General features: G+C 39.9%; 13 protein-coding genes and 2 pseudogenes. 3 read left to right on the forward strand and 12 right to left on the reverse strand.

Translation table 11 applies throughout. The features are described 5' to 3' along the window. Positions 1–285 precede the first annotated feature (285 nt). Positions 286–657: pseudogene (gene ubiT / locus G468_RS19540) on the reverse strand (ubiquinone anaerobic biosynthesis accessory factor UbiT); the annotation flags it as partial. 256 nt (positions 658–913) lie between these two features. On the opposite strand from ubiT, the gene ubiU reads away from it, so the two are divergent. Beyond that, a complete protein-coding gene (gene ubiU / locus G468_RS0102825; RefSeq protein ID WP_026821815.1) occupies positions 914–1,903 on the forward strand; it encodes a ubiquinone anaerobic biosynthesis protein UbiU in 990 nt (329 codons plus the stop codon). A 14-nt stretch (positions 1,904–1,917) separates the two neighbouring features. Further along, a complete protein-coding gene (locus G468_RS0102830) occupies positions 1,918–2,796 on the forward strand; it encodes a U32 family peptidase (protein ID WP_026821816.1) in 879 nt (292 codons plus the stop codon). A gap of 4 nt (positions 2,797–2,800) precedes the next feature. On the opposite strand, the gene G468_RS0102835 is transcribed toward G468_RS0102830, so the two are convergent. From G468_RS0102835 to G468_RS0102845, 3 genes are read right to left on the reverse strand one after another with little or no spacing between them, the layout of a single operon-like run. Next, positions 2,801–3,961, reverse strand: a complete 1,161-nt coding sequence (locus G468_RS0102835; RefSeq protein ID WP_026821817.1) for an ABC transporter permease — start codon at positions 3,959–3,961, stop codon at positions 2,801–2,803. Further along, the gene (locus G468_RS0102840) at positions 3,961–5,103 is read right to left on the reverse strand and encodes an ABC transporter permease (protein ID WP_026821818.1); all 1,143 of its coding nucleotides are present in this window, start codon (positions 5,101–5,103) and stop codon (positions 3,961–3,963) included. The genes G468_RS0102835 and G468_RS0102840 overlap by 1 nt, the downstream gene beginning before the upstream one ends. 8 nt (positions 5,104–5,111) lie before the next feature. Then, positions 5,112–6,083: an HlyD family secretion protein gene (locus G468_RS0102845; protein ID WP_026821819.1), complete on the reverse strand. Its 972-nt coding sequence runs from the start codon at positions 6,081–6,083 to the stop codon at positions 5,112–5,114. A 403-nt stretch (positions 6,084–6,486) separates the two neighbouring features. Here G468_RS0102845 and G468_RS25200 point away from each other — a divergent pair. After that, positions 6,487–6,561, forward strand: a pseudogene (locus G468_RS25200) (hypothetical protein); the annotation flags it as partial. Positions 6,562–6,647: 86 nt separating this feature from the next. Here the strand turns inward: G468_RS25200 and G468_RS0102850 are convergent. The 8 genes from G468_RS0102850 to infB all read right to left on the reverse strand — a co-directional run bounded on the left by G468_RS0102850 (position 6,648) and on the right by infB (position 16,780). Then, entirely contained in the window at positions 6,648–8,480 is a 1,833-nt protein-coding gene (locus tag G468_RS0102850; protein WP_026821820.1) for a DEAD/DEAH family ATP-dependent RNA helicase, read from the reverse strand. Beyond that, on the reverse strand, positions 8,473–8,550 hold the full coding sequence (gene yrbN, locus G468_RS25245) for a protein YrbN (protein ID WP_135678145.1): 78 nt from the start codon (positions 8,548–8,550) through the stop codon (positions 8,473–8,475). Before yrbN ends, G468_RS0102850 begins: the two co-directional genes overlap by 8 nt. Positions 8,551–8,655: 105 nt before the next feature. Further along, positions 8,656–9,534, reverse strand: coding sequence for a lipoprotein NlpI (gene nlpI, locus G468_RS0102855; RefSeq protein ID WP_026821821.1), 879 nt, complete (start codon positions 9,532–9,534; stop codon positions 8,656–8,658). A 122-nt stretch (positions 9,535–9,656) separates the two neighbouring features. Next, positions 9,657–11,783, reverse strand: coding sequence for a polyribonucleotide nucleotidyltransferase (gene pnp, locus G468_RS0102860; RefSeq protein WP_026821822.1), 2,127 nt, complete (start codon positions 11,781–11,783; stop codon positions 9,657–9,659). 291 nt (positions 11,784–12,074) lie between these two features. After that, complete coding sequence (rpsO, locus tag G468_RS0102865; RefSeq protein ID WP_026821823.1) at positions 12,075–12,344, reverse strand: 30S ribosomal protein S15; 270 nt, start codon at positions 12,342–12,344, stop codon at positions 12,075–12,077. Between the two features lie 123 nt (positions 12,345–12,467). Beyond that, entirely contained in the window at positions 12,468–13,409 is a 942-nt protein-coding gene (truB, locus tag G468_RS0102870; RefSeq protein WP_026821824.1) for a tRNA pseudouridine(55) synthase TruB, read from the reverse strand. Further along, positions 13,406–13,819 (reverse strand): 30S ribosome-binding factor RbfA, encoded by a 414-nt coding sequence (gene rbfA / locus G468_RS0102875; protein WP_026821825.1) that lies wholly within the window; start codon positions 13,817–13,819, stop codon positions 13,406–13,408. The genes truB and rbfA overlap by 4 nt, the downstream gene beginning before the upstream one ends. Before the next feature lie 270 nt (positions 13,820–14,089). After that, on the reverse strand, positions 14,090–16,780 hold the full coding sequence (gene infB / locus G468_RS0102880) for a translation initiation factor IF-2 (RefSeq protein WP_026821826.1): 2,691 nt from the start codon (positions 16,778–16,780) through the stop codon (positions 14,090–14,092). Positions 16,781–16,786 lie beyond the last annotated feature (6 nt).

Here is a 16,786-nt window from a genome sequence, read left to right on the forward strand (position 1 = left end):
CAAATGTATTCTGTGTGGCGACAGGCTGCTTTTCACCGGGGCGCAAATGGGTAAAAAAGCAACGGAATTGTTGTCAGAAAGACTGCATAACCTGGAGAAAAAGCGATGGTTACGCAGCTAAACGCAGGATCAATGTGTCTAAAATAAGGAAATCAGGTTAGAAATTACACTCTCTGAGGAAATGTTAACTGGCACTAAACACAATAAATCGATCCCCATCTCCTTTTTGCAATAAGGGATGGCTTTTGCTACTCACTTTAAAAGCGATTCAATTTCCTAACCATCAAGCTCTGTATCGCCTTCGATGTGTAACCGACGTTGGAAAAATAAGGTATCAGGATCTTCTTTCCGCGCAGCGATTAAAACTAAATCATTCGCCCCACTACAAAAACTGACATCGGCTTGTTGATCTTTACTGACGATAATTTTACCTGCCTGCAAGCTAATGTACCAAACAAGTTGCACATCCAGTACCTCAACTTTTAGCCATTTATTGTGCAAAAAATCCAGTTCACCATCGTTTAGTGCCTGCTGAAATTGCCAGCTCAGTAATTGCTCCAGAATTTGACGCTCTATGATAAAAGGCGTAACTTTTAATGGTAAACGCATCAATTTCGGTCCTTGTTGGATAATCTGCTGACGAATTTTCTTTAACACGATCCAAATTCCTCTTACACTTTTATGATATATATATTTTTAAGCATTAATTATAATTATACATTCTGCCAAATTATTAATTAATATCTTTGAATCCACATCAAAATTTAACCAACAATCAATTAATCCCCATTCAATTTTATGCTCCATCTAGCAAAATCAATTCACAAAAGAAAATAATCTGGTTTAAGTCAAAACAACAATATTACACCTTGACTACAATCGATAGACATCTAACTATACGCTAGGATTACCTATGGAATTATTATGTCCGGCAGGCAATCTACCTGCCTTAAAAATAGCTGTCGACAATGGCGCTGATGCAGTCTATATCGGTTTTAAAGACGACACTAATGCACGTCATTTTGCTGGTTTAAATTTTAGCGAAAAAAAATTGGTTGAAGCCGTCAAATATGCTCATGCTTGTAAATTACATGTTGCGATCAATACTTTTGCTCATCCAAACGGTTTTAATCGCTGGCTATCCGCCGTTGATATGGCAGCGGAAATCGGTGTTGATGCCTTAATCCTGGCTGATCTGGCTATCTTAGAATATGCTGCCAATAAATATCCCCACATTGAACGTCATGTGTCTGTTCAAGCTTCAGTGACAAATATTGCGGCGATTCAATTTTATCACCGTAATTTCTCTGTCCAACGAATCGTTCTTCCTCGTGTTCTATCATTACATCAAGTCAAACAATTAGCCCAAACCAGCCCTGTCGCATTGGAAGTTTTTGCTTTTGGCAGCCTGTGTATCATGGCAGAAGGACGCTGTTATCTTTCTTCTTACCTGACAGGAGAATCACCCAATACCGTAGGTGCTTGTTCACCAGCCAGATTTGTACGCTGGCAACAAACCGATCAAGGTTTGGAGTCACGTTTAAATAATATTTTAATCGATTGCTATTCAAATAATGAAAATGCGAGTTATCCAACCCTTTGTAAAGGAAGATACTGTCTTAATGGAAAAAAATATCATGTCTTAGAAGAGCCTACCAGCCTAAATACACTGGAATTGTTACCAGAACTAATGCTGGCAGATATTGCCGCTATCAAAATTGAAGGCCGCCAACGAAGCCCAACTTATGTTGGCGATGTTACCCATATCTGGCGACAAGCGATTGATCATTGCAAAAAGGATCCTAAAAAATTCATCACCAACCAAAACTGGATGAATGTCTTGGAAAATCTCTCTGAAGGCAAACAGACTACATTAGGTGCTTATCATCGTAGATGGCAGTAGGATAAGGCGAAAAAATAAAATATTCCTTAGGTTCGGTACTTTATTATTGGTCAAAAGAAACATTAATTCAGTTTTATCAAAATGCGATTAATAGTAGTGCGGATATTATTTATCTTGGTGAAACGGTTTGTAGTAAACGTCGGCAAATGCAAGTAGCTGACTGGCTTGAACTGGCAAAAGAAATCACTTTACATGGTAAACAAGTAGTAATCTCTAGCTTGTCTTTATTGCAAAACGCGGCCGAACTTAGACAAATCGCTAAATTGGTCGACAATGGTGAATTTTTAGTGGAAGCGCACGATTTTGGTGTCGTTAATCAGCTTATTGAGCAAAAAATACCTTTTATGGCAGGATATGGACTCAATTGCTACAATGCTTATGCATTACAACTACTCTATCGCCAAGGCATGATACGCTGGTGCTTACCAATTGAACTTTCTCGTGATTGGTTACAAGATCTGCTTTATCAATGTGAACAGCTAGGATTTCGCCACAAGTTTGAAGTTGAAGTGTTTGGCTATGGGCATTTACCCCTGGCCCTGTCAGCTCGCTGTTTTACTGCCCGCTCAGAAAATCGCCATAAAGATAACTGTGAGACATGTTGTGAAAAATATCCCCAGGGCAGAAAAGTTTTTTCCCAGGAAAATCAATTACTCTTTACCCTTAATGGCATTCAGGCACAAAGTGGCTACTGTTATAATCTCGGCAATGAACAAACTTCAATGGCCGGATTAGTCGATATTGTCCGCATCTCTGCCGAAAATCTAGCTTCACTCACCATTTTGGAACAATTTAGAGCCAATCAACAAGGTAAGTATCCTCTCACATTAACTAATGATTTAAATTGCAACGGTTATTGGCGACGTGCAGCCGGTTTATCGCTTATACCATAAAAATTTAAGAACGTTTTTTTCTTTTCAATAGACTTCGCACATGGTGGCTGAACTGGCGCAGTTCACCACTACGTAGCATATTGATCAATGTGCCCAGCAAAGCATAAATTGTGCCTAACATTAGCATCATCACGATATCAATACCCACGTCAGATAAACTTAAATCAAGTTGGTTGATACCCGCTATCGCTTTTATTGCCCACGTTGAAGGTAAAGAATAAGCCACCATTCTTACCCAATCGGGCATAGCTTGTAATGGCCAAATAGCACCTGAAATATAAAATACCGGCGTGGTTAGAAAAGCCAGTGTCAGATATATCATTTCGACACTACGTAAAAATTCGGCAACAAACTTACCTAACCCCAAAACCGCTAATAAGAACGGTAAAGTGACGATCAAAAGCTGATAAAGTGGCGCTTCTTGTCGGTAACCTAATACCCAAGGCCAGAGCGCAAAAAAAATGGCCGACAGGAATAACCAAATAGGTAGCAACGCTGACCATGCACCTAGATAAATAGCGGTAGAGACTTTGTCGTTTGCCATTTTGTGAACGTCAATATAGGCTTTCACACAAGCGACTAACAGTGAGTGTTGTAATAACATGACCAATAAACCTGGAAAAACAATCGCAGCGAAACTCGGTCCTGGATTGAATAAAGGGTCTGTTATTCCTTTAATGGGTGTTAATAATGTACTAGCCTGTTGATCAGTAAACCCTGCATTTCTTAGCCGTTGAGTATTATATTCGTTTAATAACTGAAGATAAGCGGAGGAAATTTCTTGTTGTATTTGTCCACTGGCAAGTCGATTAGTACCATCACCATAAACCGGTACGGTAATATTTTTACCATTTAGTAAACTTTTTTCAAAATCGATCGGAATAAGAATAATGGCAAACAATTTTCGTTCACGCATATCAGCCCTTGCTCTGGCCAAATTATCATAACTATATAATTTTATTTTCGGTATCGTATCCAATCGATCCATGAGTAAACGGCTAGCAGAACTATGATCTTGATTAATAATCGCTACCGGCAAACCCCACAATACTGGCCGAATGTAAACCAAACTCATTATTGATAATGAAACCAACAGCAATAACCACATCGGCTTTGCCAACATGCCAAGTAATACCCGATAAAAGGTTAACAAATATTGTTTTATCAAAATGCCTCCTGCATCCTTAGCCTTGTTAACAGGCGATTACGGATCAAAAGAGCACAGATAACAGGATAAAGTAGCAATATTAAACAGACTTGTATGACACGTAGCAAAGAAACTTCTCGCAGAAAAATATCAAACATCACATTTAATGCATGGGTAAGCGGTTGAATATTTGCCACTATCTGTGCGGGCCAAGCCATTGCCATTATTGGCATCGTAAAACCGGAAAAAGCCAGTGCAATACTAACTAACATGCCGATCAAACTATAAGCTGTAAAAATATTTTTGGTAAAAACAAACAGCAGCATACCAATACTTTGAGCAGCCGTTACATAAAAAAAGCCCACCAAAAAAAGGTAAAATGGGTTACCTGCAACCCTAGCATCAAAGAAAAAAGAGAGTGCAGCAATTTCAATTAATAATAATGTGGTAAAAAACAGAGTGTAAGGTGCCAGTTTGCCGAATAATGCACTGATAAATGTTTTGTTGGTTAATAATGCTGTTCCACGCGACATAACATAAATAGTACAAGTGATAACAAACAGTTGTAACATATGAATGGTAGCGGCAAATTGCTGATAATAGATATAGTTTCCACTAGGGTTAAACAAACTATCATAAGAGAGGGTAACTCTAGCCAAGGGAGGTATGTTGCGCCCCATCGATGAAGCTAATATCGGACGGTATTGCGCATTCAATTCAGCAACTACCCCGCTAAAATCTTGAATAGCATAACTACCAGAGGCATAAAATAAAGCATTATAATACATTCTGACCGTCGGTTGCCGACCGGTAAGAACATCCTTTTCAAAATGATAAGGAATATAGAGTAAAGCATAATCTTTAGCGCTGCCTAAACGTAATAACGAAGTATTAAGTGAACCATCAATTGCTTTAATATCAGCATGTGGCGCTGCATTTAAATGACGAATTAACTTTTTTGACAGTTGACTATGATCATGATCAACGACTGAAACAGGAAGATTTAACAAGGTTCCTTCAGAAAAGTTAGCGCTTACTAATATAAACAGCAGTAATGGAAATATCCAACTGAGCCAATGTAGAATCGGGCTACGAACAGCAATCTGCATTTCTTGATTAAAAGCAAACCTAAAGTTAGGCCATATCACTTTTATGGTCATAAAAACACCTATTTATCCCAAGCCCACAGTGCGCTCATACCAGGACGCAGTCCATCAATAGGCTCTAGTGGATAAAGGCGTACTTCAAACGTTCTTAAATCAAAATCTCCTGTTGCCCGTGTTGCGCGTTTAGTTGCATAGTCTCCCATCGGGGCAATATAGCGTATTTCCGCTGTAATAATTTTGTCTTGCAAAGCAGGAACACGTATCGATACCTTATCGCCTTTACGTACATGAGCCATAATATCTTCGCGTGAATTATAGATAAAATAGGCCTGCGGTAAACGAACAAGTGTTAGCAATGGGCTATTGGCATTAAATAATTCGCCAACTTCAGCCGGTATGGGACCAACTTCACCATCAACCGGAGCTTTAACAAGTAAATCATCAACTTGCACCTGTAACTCAATCATTTGCTGCTCGGTTTGTCGTAATGCCGCAGCATATTTATTCCGCAATTCAATGCGATCACCATTTTTAGCTTCATCTAATTGCGCCTGAGCACTATTTACCTGCTGAAAAGCAACATCTTTGGCCCGGCGTGCTTTATCTAACTCATTAGCCGAAACATAGCCTTTACCGGATAAATTATTCAATCTAATATATTCGTTATTCGCATTGGTATACTGAGATTGGGCCTGTTTTAATGCCGCTTGAACATTGCGTATGGTCTCTTCGCGAGTACCGTTTAAGGATAAATCTAGCTGCGCTTTAGCTTGATCACGTACTGCACTCAATGCCGCTAGTTGCGCTTGCAATTCTGGGCTTTCCAAAGTGATCAATAATTGGCCTTTCTTTACCATGTCACCGCGTTCAATATGACGTTCAATTACGCGTCCCCTTGCTTTAGAGGTCACGATAACTTCAGGCGCGTCCACTTCCCCTTGTAATAACAGGTGCTTATTTTGTGTATAAAGTAACACCGCAATCGCAATAACGATCAGCATCAGTAGCACTAAAAATGATATTCTTCTTTTCATATTAACTTTAATACACCTTAACTATTTTATATGCAATTATACCGCTTGCAATTAACAAACAATTTAGTATGCGCTTTTAAATTGTAAGTCGTTAATAAATTCGTGCGCTAAATTGCATAAAACAGACGATATACCTTTACTACAGCACAATCTAATCTTTATCCTAAGCATATTTTGACTAGTAACCATTCAATTTTAGTCTCGCTCATGCAGTTATGCGATACTATCAAATGTGTTTTTTACTGGATTAACTATGTATGTCTTTGATTTATTAATATTATTACTCCAACAAATGTGTGTTTATTTAATTATCGCCTGGATACTTAGTAAAACTCTTTCAAAAAAGTGTCCGCTTTTTCTTGACCACGACACTTTTGCTGAAAATAGTTAGGCAAAATTAGTATTAAGTAATGACCAACCTATTCCAATCAGCCGTCGCTATCTAAAAGCCTTTAAAGAGGCGTTAGGATTATGTTGATTCGGTTAATGTCGTTTTAATAAATAAAAAGCTGAATTCAATTGAATTCAGCTTTTGCCGTCAAATAAGATATTAATCTTATTACATTAGATATTGTGATTACTACGACGACGTAATCCAGCGTTATTATGTCCTTCATTACGTCCACGGAACTGTTCACGCTCACTACGACGTTCATTACCAAAGCGACGTCCTCGCTCACGTAATTCACCACCATTGCGTTGTCCATTACCACGACGTTCAAACGGTTGTGCTTCACCTAACAATTGCATTTGCATTGGTTTGTTCAAAATACGTGTACGTGTCAAATGATTAAGTAATTCATTTGGCATTCCTTTTGGTAACTCTATCGTTGAGTGCGAGGCAAACAACTTAATATTACCAATATAGCGACTACTAATATCCGCTTCGTTAGCAATTGCACCGACAATGTGGCGAACTTCTACGCCATCATCACGACCAACTTCAATACGATACAATTCCATATCACCAACATCACGACGCTCACGACGCGGACTACGCTCCGAAGCACCATTACTATTATTGCGACGACGCTCATCACGCGAATTAAATTCACGCTTTGCACGACGCACAGGATCAGGTGGCAATATTAACGGCCGATCACCTTGCGCCATTTTTAATAGCGCAGAAGCTAAAGTTTCCATATCCAGTTCATCATTAGCAACTAATTTAGTCAGTAAGGCACGATATTTCTCTAAATCACCGCTTTCTAATTGCTTTTGAATATTTTCAGCAAACTTAGCCTGGCGACGCTCACTTAAAACCGCCGCACTAGGTAATTCAACTTCGGTAATTGGCTGCTTCATGGTACGTTCAATATTGCGTAATAGTCGACGTTCACGATTATCCACAAACAAAATAGCGCGCCCAGCTCGGCCTGCCCGACCAGTACGACCAATTCGATGCACATAAGACTCAGCATCCATCGGTATGTCATAATTGACAACTAAACTAATACGTTCAACATCTAGACCACGTGCTGCCACATCAGTGGCAATTAATATATCAAGGCGACCATCTTTCAAACGCTCTAATGTTTGCTCACGTAGCGCTTGATTCATATCGCCATTTAGCGCTGAACTGTTATAGCCACTACGTTCAAGCGCTTCAGCAACCTCTAATGTGGCATTTTTAGTGCGCACAAAAATAATTGCCGCATCAAAATCTTCTGCTTCCAAAAAACGAACCAATGCTTCATTTTTACGCATACCATAGACAGACCAGTAACTTTGGGTAATGTCTGGGCGCGTCGTCACACTGGATTGAATGCTGATCTCTTTTGGAGATTTCATAAAGCGACGGGTAATACGACGGATCGCTTCCGGCATGGTGGCAGAAAACAGCGCCGTTTGATGCTCGCTTGGGATCTGGCTCATGATATTTTCAACGTCTTCAATGAACCCCATACGTAACATTTCATCCGCTTCATCAAGAACCAAACCACGTAAATGGGATAAATTTAATGTCCCTCGTTTCAAGTGATCTAATAAGCGACCCGGTGTTCCCACTACAATTTGTGGACCTTGTCTTAGTGCGCGTAACTGCGAATCGTAACGCTGCCCACCATAGAGTGCCACCACATTAACTGAACGCATGTGTTTGGAAAATTCACCCATGGCTTCCGCAACTTGTACGGCTAACTCACGCGTTGGTGCCAGCACTAAGATTTGCGGGGCTTTTAATGTGATATCGATATTATGTAATAGCGGTAAACTAAAAGCTGCTGTTTTACCACTACCGGTTTGTGCCATACCTAATACGTCACATCCGTCTAATAAATAGGGGATACATTGCTGCTGGATTGGCGATGGTTTTTCATAACCAAGGTCATTTAGTGCAGAAAGAATTGGTGTTGATAAACCTAAATCAGCAAAAGAGATTTCAGTCTCATTAGTCATGTAAAAGTGCCTCATTCATTATGGCGGCCAGTTTACATAACTCTGCGAAAAAAATTTCGGTCATTTTCATTTAAAATGTGAACTGGCTCAAATTATGTTATTAAACGAACAACAAGCCCTCATCACAATCGATGAAGACTTAAAAAAAGCAGTGATGATATGTTCGTCGCTACTGTTAGCCTGATTCTGAAAGGTCGTCTTGTGCCTGACCTAACAAAGCCAGTTCCAACAGAGCATAGCGGTGCTCAACAAAGCTATGTGCATTGCTAGCTACCGTAAGCTTGAATAACGCTATAGCGCTATCCTTATCCCCCAGACTTAGGTAATGTTTACCTAAATAGAAGTTAGTTTCACTAAGATGCTCAGCGAGCGAAGTGTTATCTGTTGAATTTTCTTTCAGACGAATCATCAATGTTTTTTCACTGATTTTGCCTAAATAGAATTCAACTGCATTCCAGCCCCATTGCCCTTTTTCCGCTTGGTTATAACGAGATAACAAATTGGCTAGTGCCATTTTGGGTTCTATCTCTTTCTCCACTAAATATAGCCATAAGCTGCGGAAAGGATCATTTGGATCTTGTCGATAATACGCCAGCAGATCACCCTGCGCCAATCGATATCTCCCACCATAATACAGTGCAATACCCCGATTCATGCGCGCGAAATTGTAAGTTGGATCAAGCTCTAAAACAGAATCAAACGCTTCATAGGCAGCATCAAAGTTGCCTGCCTGTGTAAAATATATCCCAAGGAAATTAAAAACTTCCGGAATATCAGGACGTATAGCTAGCGCCATAGTAAAATCATTGCGCGCTAACGCCCTCAATCCGAGACTATCATACAATACACCGCGTTCATATAAAAGCTGTGCATATTCATCATCGGACAATGACAGGCTCGCAAGGATCTGTTCCATACGAGCCAATATTACTTCTTGTTGTAATGTGGGTTGCAATGGGATAGCAAAGACTTCATTTTTACGCCAGTTTCCACTGCTGCAACCGACAACAAAAACAATAGCAGCAGTATAAAGCCAGCGCAGAAAAGAATTCATTTCCTTCTCCCAAAGACAGAAACTAATCAATATATCCCGTCAATCCCCACAACTACCGGAGACTCAGCTTTTAAAAAACTGAGTAGGTGCTCTTTTTACAGGACATCGAGCCTTACGTCAAATTATTCTGCAGAAATCTGTGTTTCCGTTTCAGCCGGTTTTTCAGCAGACACCGCCTCTTTAATACTAAGGCGAATACGACCCTGCCGATCAATTTCCAATACTTTAACCGGCACTTCCTGACCTAACTGTAAGTAATCAGTAACTTTTTCAACACGTTTTTCTGCTATCTGAGAGATATGCACTAACCCTTCTTTGCCACCACCAATGGCAACAAAAGCACCAAAATCAACAATACGTGTGACTTTACCCTGATAGACACGACCAACTTCCACTTCTGCGGTAATATCTTCAATACGACGAATAGCCGCTTCTGCTTTAGAACTATCGGTTGCAGCAATTTTTACGGTACCATCATCATCAATTTCAATGGTAGTACCGGTCTCTTCAGTTAATGCTCTAATGACAGAACCACCTTTTCCTATCACATCTTTGATCTTGTCAGGATTAATGTGGATAGTATGAATTCGTGGTGCAAACTCAGAAATCTCTTCACGGGGGCGATTAATCGCTTCTTCCATAATAGTTAAAATGTGTAAACGAGCCCCTTTTGCCTGATTTAATGCAACTTGCATAATTTCACGCGTTATGCCCTCAATTTTAATATCCATTTGCAGAGCACTAATACCTTCACGACTACCTGCAACTTTAAAATCCATATCGCCTAAATGATCTTCATCACCCAAGATATCGGAAAGCACAACATAATCATCGTTTTCTTTCACTAACCCCATTGCAATACCAGCCACCGCTGCCTTAATTGGAACACCAGCATCCATTAATGCTAGTGATGCCCCGCAAACGGAAGCCATTGAAGAAGAGCCATTAGATTCGGTAATTTCAGATACTACACGTACAGTATAAGGAAACTCTGATTGGTTCGGCATAACCGCCAATACTCCACGCTTAGCCAAACGTCCATGACCAATTTCACGACGTTTTGGCGAACCGACCATGCCTGTTTCACCCACTGAATAAGGAGGAAAATTATAATGGAATAGGAAACGATCGGTATACTCACCCATAAGCTCATCAATAACTTGTGCATCACGTTCAGTACCGAGGGTGGCCGTGACCAACGCCTGAGTTTCTCCGCGCGTAAATAACGCTGAACCATGGGTACGAGGTAATACGCCAGTACGTACATCAAGGGCACGTACCATGTCTTTTTCTCGACCATCAATCCGCGGTTCACCTTTTAACACTCGCGTACGGACAACTTTTTTCTCTAAACCGGAAAGAATGTCGTTTATTTCCGCAACATCTAAAGATTCATTTTCTGCCAAAAGTGTATTAGTGACATCTTCTTTAATTGCATCAACATTAGTATAACGTTCTTGTTTTTCAGTAATACGGTAAGCATCACCCAAACGCTGTTCAGCTAATTCAGCGATACGACTATGTAATTCTTCATTAATCGCTTCTGGCTGCCAATCCCATTTTTCTTTATTCGTTTCCGCTGCCAAGGCATTAATATTCTCAATCACGATTTGTTGCTGTTCGTGACCAAAAACAACCGCACCAAGCATCTGCTCTTCCGTCAATAGATCAGCCTCAGACTCTACCATTAGTACCGCACTTGACGTGCCTGCGACAACTAAATCTAAGCGGCTGCTTTTCAATTCATCAACGGTGGGATTTAAAACATACTGGTCATCAATATAACCAACACGCGCTGCACCAATTGGACCATTAAAGGGAATACCTGATATAGATAATGCAGCAGATGCTCCAATCATAGCAACAATATCTGGATTCACTTGTGGATTAATGGAGACAACCGTAGCAATAATTTGTATTTCATTGAAAAATCCCTCTGGAAACAAGGGACGGAGTGGACGATCAATTAGCCGAGCAATCAGTGTTTCACCTTCACCAGGACGACCTTCGCGACGAAAAAAGCTACCGGGAATTCGACCGGCAGCATAAGATCGTTCTTGATAGTTAACGGTTAGTGGAAAGAAATCCTGCCCTTCTTTCACTTTTTTCTGCCCAACAACAGTGACAAATACGGCGGTATCATCCATATTAACCATAACCGCAGCAGTCGCTTGACGCGCCATCATACCCGTTTCGATAGTGACGGTATGTTGGCCATATTGAAATTTACGAACAATAGGATTAAGCAAAATAATACCCTTTTAATAGCTGATTATTTATATAACAACATCAATATTTCCCTTCTTGCTACATCCTCACGACTAATGACAATACTGAATATTTTATTTATCTTGTGAATATCAGCATTCTCATTAGCCGCGCGAACCGGCTGTAGCTAAAGAAGCTCACTTTCTTTAGAAATAAATTGGCAAAAATCTATTTCCTAAAATTATTTTGTAAGTGTAAACCAATTCTAAAAATTTTTTACGCTTTCTAGCAGAAAAGGGGCCTCAGGCCCCTTTTCTTTTGAAACCAACTAATCAGCGACGTAATCCTAAGCGCTCAATAAGTCCGGTATAACGAGCAACATCTGTACGCTTCAGATAATTCAATTGTTTACGGCGCTGAGCAACCATTCGCAACAAGCCGCGGCGGCTATGGTGATCTTTCTTATGCTCTGCAAAGTGATCTTGTAAATGATTGATTTGCGCAGTCAATAGAGCAACTTGAACTTCACTAGAACCCGTATCATTTTTATCACGACCATAGTCTGCAATAATTTGCGCTTTTGCTTCAGTACTTAGAGACATAAAATAACTCCAAATTTTCCATTAAACATAAGGAAAGCCGATCTCTAATTCAGCCTTCCCGAACAAATGCTCACCTATTTTACGCTTCAATCAATCATAACGCAAGATAACATCTAAATCCTATCAGACACTTTCCATGACTAAACGACGAGGGGCTATCCTATTTTGTTCATCTATCTCAGCAATACCAATAAATTTATGAATATCACCTTCTGTTACGCGAACTTTATTACCTTCTGAAAAACAATGATTAGCAACAACTGCTTGCCCTTGTTTAAAATAGGTTGCAACAATCGATGAAATATTGACTACCGGAAAATGACTAACCGCTGTATCCATAGGTAATAATAAAGGATCTAATTGTTCCTCCAGGGAAGTTGTCCCTAATTCAACTTGCTGCTTAAGCGTATATAGTTGCTCTAACGTTACCATACGTTCACTGGGATAAGTAGCTACCTGTAAGCGCCTTAGATAAATCACATGAGCACCACAACCCAACAATTCACCTAAATCATCAATAATAGTCCGTATATAAGTCCCTTTTGAACAATGAATCATTAATTCCAGTTCATTCTCTTGCCAACGCTCAAATTGTAAATCATAAACAGTAATCGGGCGGCCTTCACGTTCAATAGTAATACCTTGACGGGCATATTCGTAAAGTGGTTTACCCTGATATTTAAGCGCAGAATACATAGACGGTACTTGGATTAAATTACCACGAAATTTATCTAATGCCTTATCCAGTTGCCGCTGGGTTATTTCGATCGGACGTTGACAAATTATTTTGCCATGCGCATCTGAAGTATCAGTGCGCTGTCCTAAACGAGCAACAACACGATAGCGTTTATCCGAATCAAGTAAAAATTGAGAAAACTTTGTTGCCTCACCCAGACAAATCGGTAACATGCCGGTTGCCAAAGGATCAAGTGCGCCGGTATGACCTGCTTTTTTAGCATTAAATAAACGACGTACTTTTTGCAAAGCATCATTAGATGAAACTTCTGCGGGTTTATCTAATAACAACACCCCGTGAACTTCACGACCAGGACGACGCCTCATCACTTCCTCTCTTTATCTTTGGCAGTATGACGGCGCTTTTCATCATCACGGATCACGTTGCTAACTAAATTAGACATACGCATACCTTCAACCAAAGAGTTATCATAAAAAAAAGTTAATTCAGGAACGATACGTAAACGCATTGCTTTACCCAGCAAAGAACGAATATGTTTCGCCATATCGCCATTCAATACTTTGATACCATTTTTAACCATTTCTGTTTCATTTTCTTGATCTGTTATGTTTAAAAAAGTCACAAACACTTTGGCATAAGCCAGATCACGAGAAACTTCCACTCCTGAAACAGTCGCCATTTTAACTCGTGGATCTTTAATTTCTCGATGCAGAATAATGGCGATCTCTTTTTGTATTTCCTGAGCAACACGCTGAGCACGACCAAACTCTCTTGCCATTATGATATCTCCTCACAGGGGTAAATCTAAAAATATAATAACCATTCATTATTATGATATATATTAGAAAAATAAAATTTAATAGTTATATCATTTTGATTTTTATATAAAATAAATAATAACTGTTAAATATTATTTCTCATCATAGAATTAATACCACCGTCACAATCGATAACCAATATGTAAGATTTAAAAGGTTATCTATAATTCTTTAGTTAAAAGGCCATAACTGATGTTATGGCCTTTTAATAAGCAACAGTAAAAGAGGTATTAATTATCAATAGAACGTTTCACTTCAATGACTTCAAATACTTCTATCATATCACCAACACGGACATCATTGTAATTCTTCACACCTATACCACATTCCATACCATTGCGTACTTCGTTAACATCATCTTTAAAGCGACGTAGTGATTCCAATTCACCTTCATAAATAACCACATTATCCCGTAATACACGGATAGGATTATTACGCTTGATTATACCTTCAACAACCATACAACCAGCAATTGCACCAAATTTAGGTGATTTAAAAACATCACGCACTTCTGCTAATCCGATAATTTGCTGTTTATATTCAGGCGCCAACATACCACTCATCGCCTGTTTGATCTCATCGATAAGACTATAAATAACGGAGTAATAGCGCAGATCCAAATTTTCACTTTCGACAATACGTCTTGCCGCTGCATCGGCGCGAACATTAAAGCCAATAATAATTGCATTAGAAGCAGCAGCCAATGTGACATCCGTTTCTGTAATACCGCCAACACCTGAACCAATAATTTTTACTTTCACTTCATCAGTTGACAGTTTTTGCAACGAATCAATAATGGCTTCACAGCTACCTTGTACATCGGTTTTTAATACAATATTTAACTCAGAAATCTTACCATCTTCCATGTCAGCAAACATGTTCTCAAGTTTTGACTTCTGCTGGCGCGCCAATTTCACTTCCCGGAATTTACCTTGACGATAAAGTGCAACCTCACGCGCTTTCTTTTCATCACGGACAACCGTTGCTTCATCACCTGCTGAAGGTACATTTGATAACCCCAGAATTTCAACTGGAATTGATGGCCCAGCAGACTGAATATCTTCGCCTAATTCATTACGCATTGCACGAATACGGCCATACTCAAAACCACATAGTACAATGTCACCTTTATTAAGAGTGCCTTCCTGAACTAAAATAGTCGCAACCGAACCACGACCTTTATCCAAATAGGACTCGATGACAACACCACTTGCCATACCAGTACGAACCGCTTTCAGTTCTAATACTTCAGCTTGCAATAAGATAGCTTCTAATAATTCATCAATACCTGTCCCTTTTTTGGCAGATACATTGATAAATTGGTTTTCACCACCCCACTCTTCAGCCACAATACCATATTGCGATAGTTCATTTTTAACGCGATCAGGATCAGCTTCGTGTTTATCAATTTTATTAACTGCAACGACAACGGGCACATTAGCAGCCTTGGCATGCTGAATAGCTTCTATCGTCTGAGGCATAACACCATCATCCGCCGCAACGACCAAAACAACAATATCGGTTGCTTTAGCACCACGAGCACGCATTGAAGTAAATGCAGCATGTCCTGGTGTATCTAAGAAGGTAATCATGCCTTTATCTGTTTCAACATGATAAGCACCTATGTGCTGTGTGATCCCACCGGCTTCACCTGATGCCACTTTAGTCGAACGAATATAGTCAAGTAATGAAGTTTTACCATGGTCAACATGTCCCATGATCGTGACAACTGGCGCTCGTGGTTCTGCGATTGCTTCACCGGTATCACGATCACTTAAAATCGCTTCTTCCAGCTCATTTTCACGACGCAAAATGACTTTATGCCCCATCTCTTCTGCCACAAGTTGTGCTGTTTCTTGATCAACAACCTGATTAATGGTTACCATCGCGCCCATTTTCATCATAGTCTTAACAACTTGGGAGCCTTTGACTGCCATCTTATTCGCTAATTCAGCAACCGAGATAGTTTCACCAATAACAACATCACGATTAATCACCGCAACCGGTTTTGTAAAACTTTGCTGTAAAGAACTGGTTTTTTTCTGTTTACCTTTGGTTTTATTCGTACGACCAACCGCTCGCTCTTCTTCGCGATCAGCTTTCTCAGAATGTTTATTATTTTTTTTCTGCCGAGTAGCCTTCCCGCCTCGATTTCGGGCGCGACGCCCTTCTTCTTGGGCATCATTTTCGTCTTCTGCTTCACGAGCATGACGAGAAGTCGTAGTATGATAATCTACATTATCTTCCACTTCATCACTACTACTCCAACGATTGGAGTTTTCCTCTGCCATCCGGCGCGCTTCTTCAGCAACTCGTTTGGCTTCAGCTTCAACCTTACGTCGCATCTCTTCTTCAGCTTTACGCTTAAGCTCTGCTGCTTCAGCTTCGCGACGCTGTTTTTCAGTATAAGCAGCCGAATCTTGATTCGATTTAGCTGTTTTTTGATTATTTTTACTTTGTTTCACTTTCTCTTTTTCCGCTGCTTCGCGCTTGGCTTTTTCAGCTGTTTCACGTTTCGCTTTTTTCTCTTCGGCTTCACGTTTTGCTTTTTTTTCTGCTTCGCGCTTTGCTTGCTCTTCCGCTTCTTGCTTCACTTGCTCTTCAGCTTTTGCCTTTTCCAATGCATCGCGGTCAACATATGTGCGCTTTTTACGGACTTCAATATTGACTGATTTACTTTTTCCGCCTGTACTAGGAACACTTAGTGTGCTGCGAGTTTTTCGCTGGAGTGTTAATTTGCCAGTCTGGTTACCTATGGTCCCATCTTCACGATTTAAGTATGCAAGTAAAGTTTCTTTCTCATTTTGAGTAACAGCATCATTTTCAGTTTTCTTTATTCCGGCATCAGCAAACTGCTGTACCAGGCGTTCAACTGAAGTTTGAATCTCTGCTGCCAATGATTTTACAGTTTCATCTGCCATTCTGTT

Origin of the sequence: Arsenophonus nasoniae DSM 15247 (assembly GCF_000429565.1) — a bacterium.
Classification (GTDB): domain Bacteria; phylum Pseudomonadota; class Gammaproteobacteria; order Enterobacterales; family Enterobacteriaceae; genus Arsenophonus; species Arsenophonus nasoniae.

What these genes read in the sequence shown, in the direction of transcription:
- ubiU (WP_026821815.1), top strand. Translation starts at nt 914, where the DNA reads ATGGAATTATTATGTCCGGCAGGCAATCTACCTGCCTTAAAAATAGCT.
- G468_RS0102840 (WP_026821818.1), bottom strand. Translation starts at nt 5,103, where the DNA reads ATGACCATAAAAGTGATATGGCCTAACTTTAGGTTTGCTTTTAATCAA.
- G468_RS0102845 (WP_026821819.1), bottom strand. Translation starts at nt 6,083, where the DNA reads ATGAAAAGAAGAATATCATTTTTAGTGCTACTGATGCTGATCGTTATT.
- G468_RS0102850 (WP_026821820.1), bottom strand. Translation starts at nt 8,480, where the DNA reads ATGACTAATGAGACTGAAATCTCTTTTGCTGATTTAGGTTTATCAACA.
- yrbN (WP_135678145.1), bottom strand. Translation starts at nt 8,550, where the DNA reads ATGAAAATGACCGAAATTTTTTTCGCAGAGTTATGTAAACTGGCCGCC.
- nlpI (WP_026821821.1), bottom strand. Translation starts at nt 9,534, where the DNA reads ATGAATTCTTTTCTGCGCTGGCTTTATACTGCTGCTATTGTTTTTGTT.
- rpsO (WP_026821823.1), bottom strand. Translation starts at nt 12,344, where the DNA reads ATGTCTCTAAGTACTGAAGCAAAAGCGCAAATTATTGCAGACTATGGT.
- rbfA (WP_026821825.1), bottom strand. Translation starts at nt 13,819, where the DNA reads ATGGCAAGAGAGTTTGGTCGTGCTCAGCGTGTTGCTCAGGAAATACAA.
- infB (WP_026821826.1), bottom strand. Translation starts at nt 16,780, where the DNA reads ATGGCAGATGAAACTGTAAAATCATTGGCAGCAGAGATTCAAACTTCA.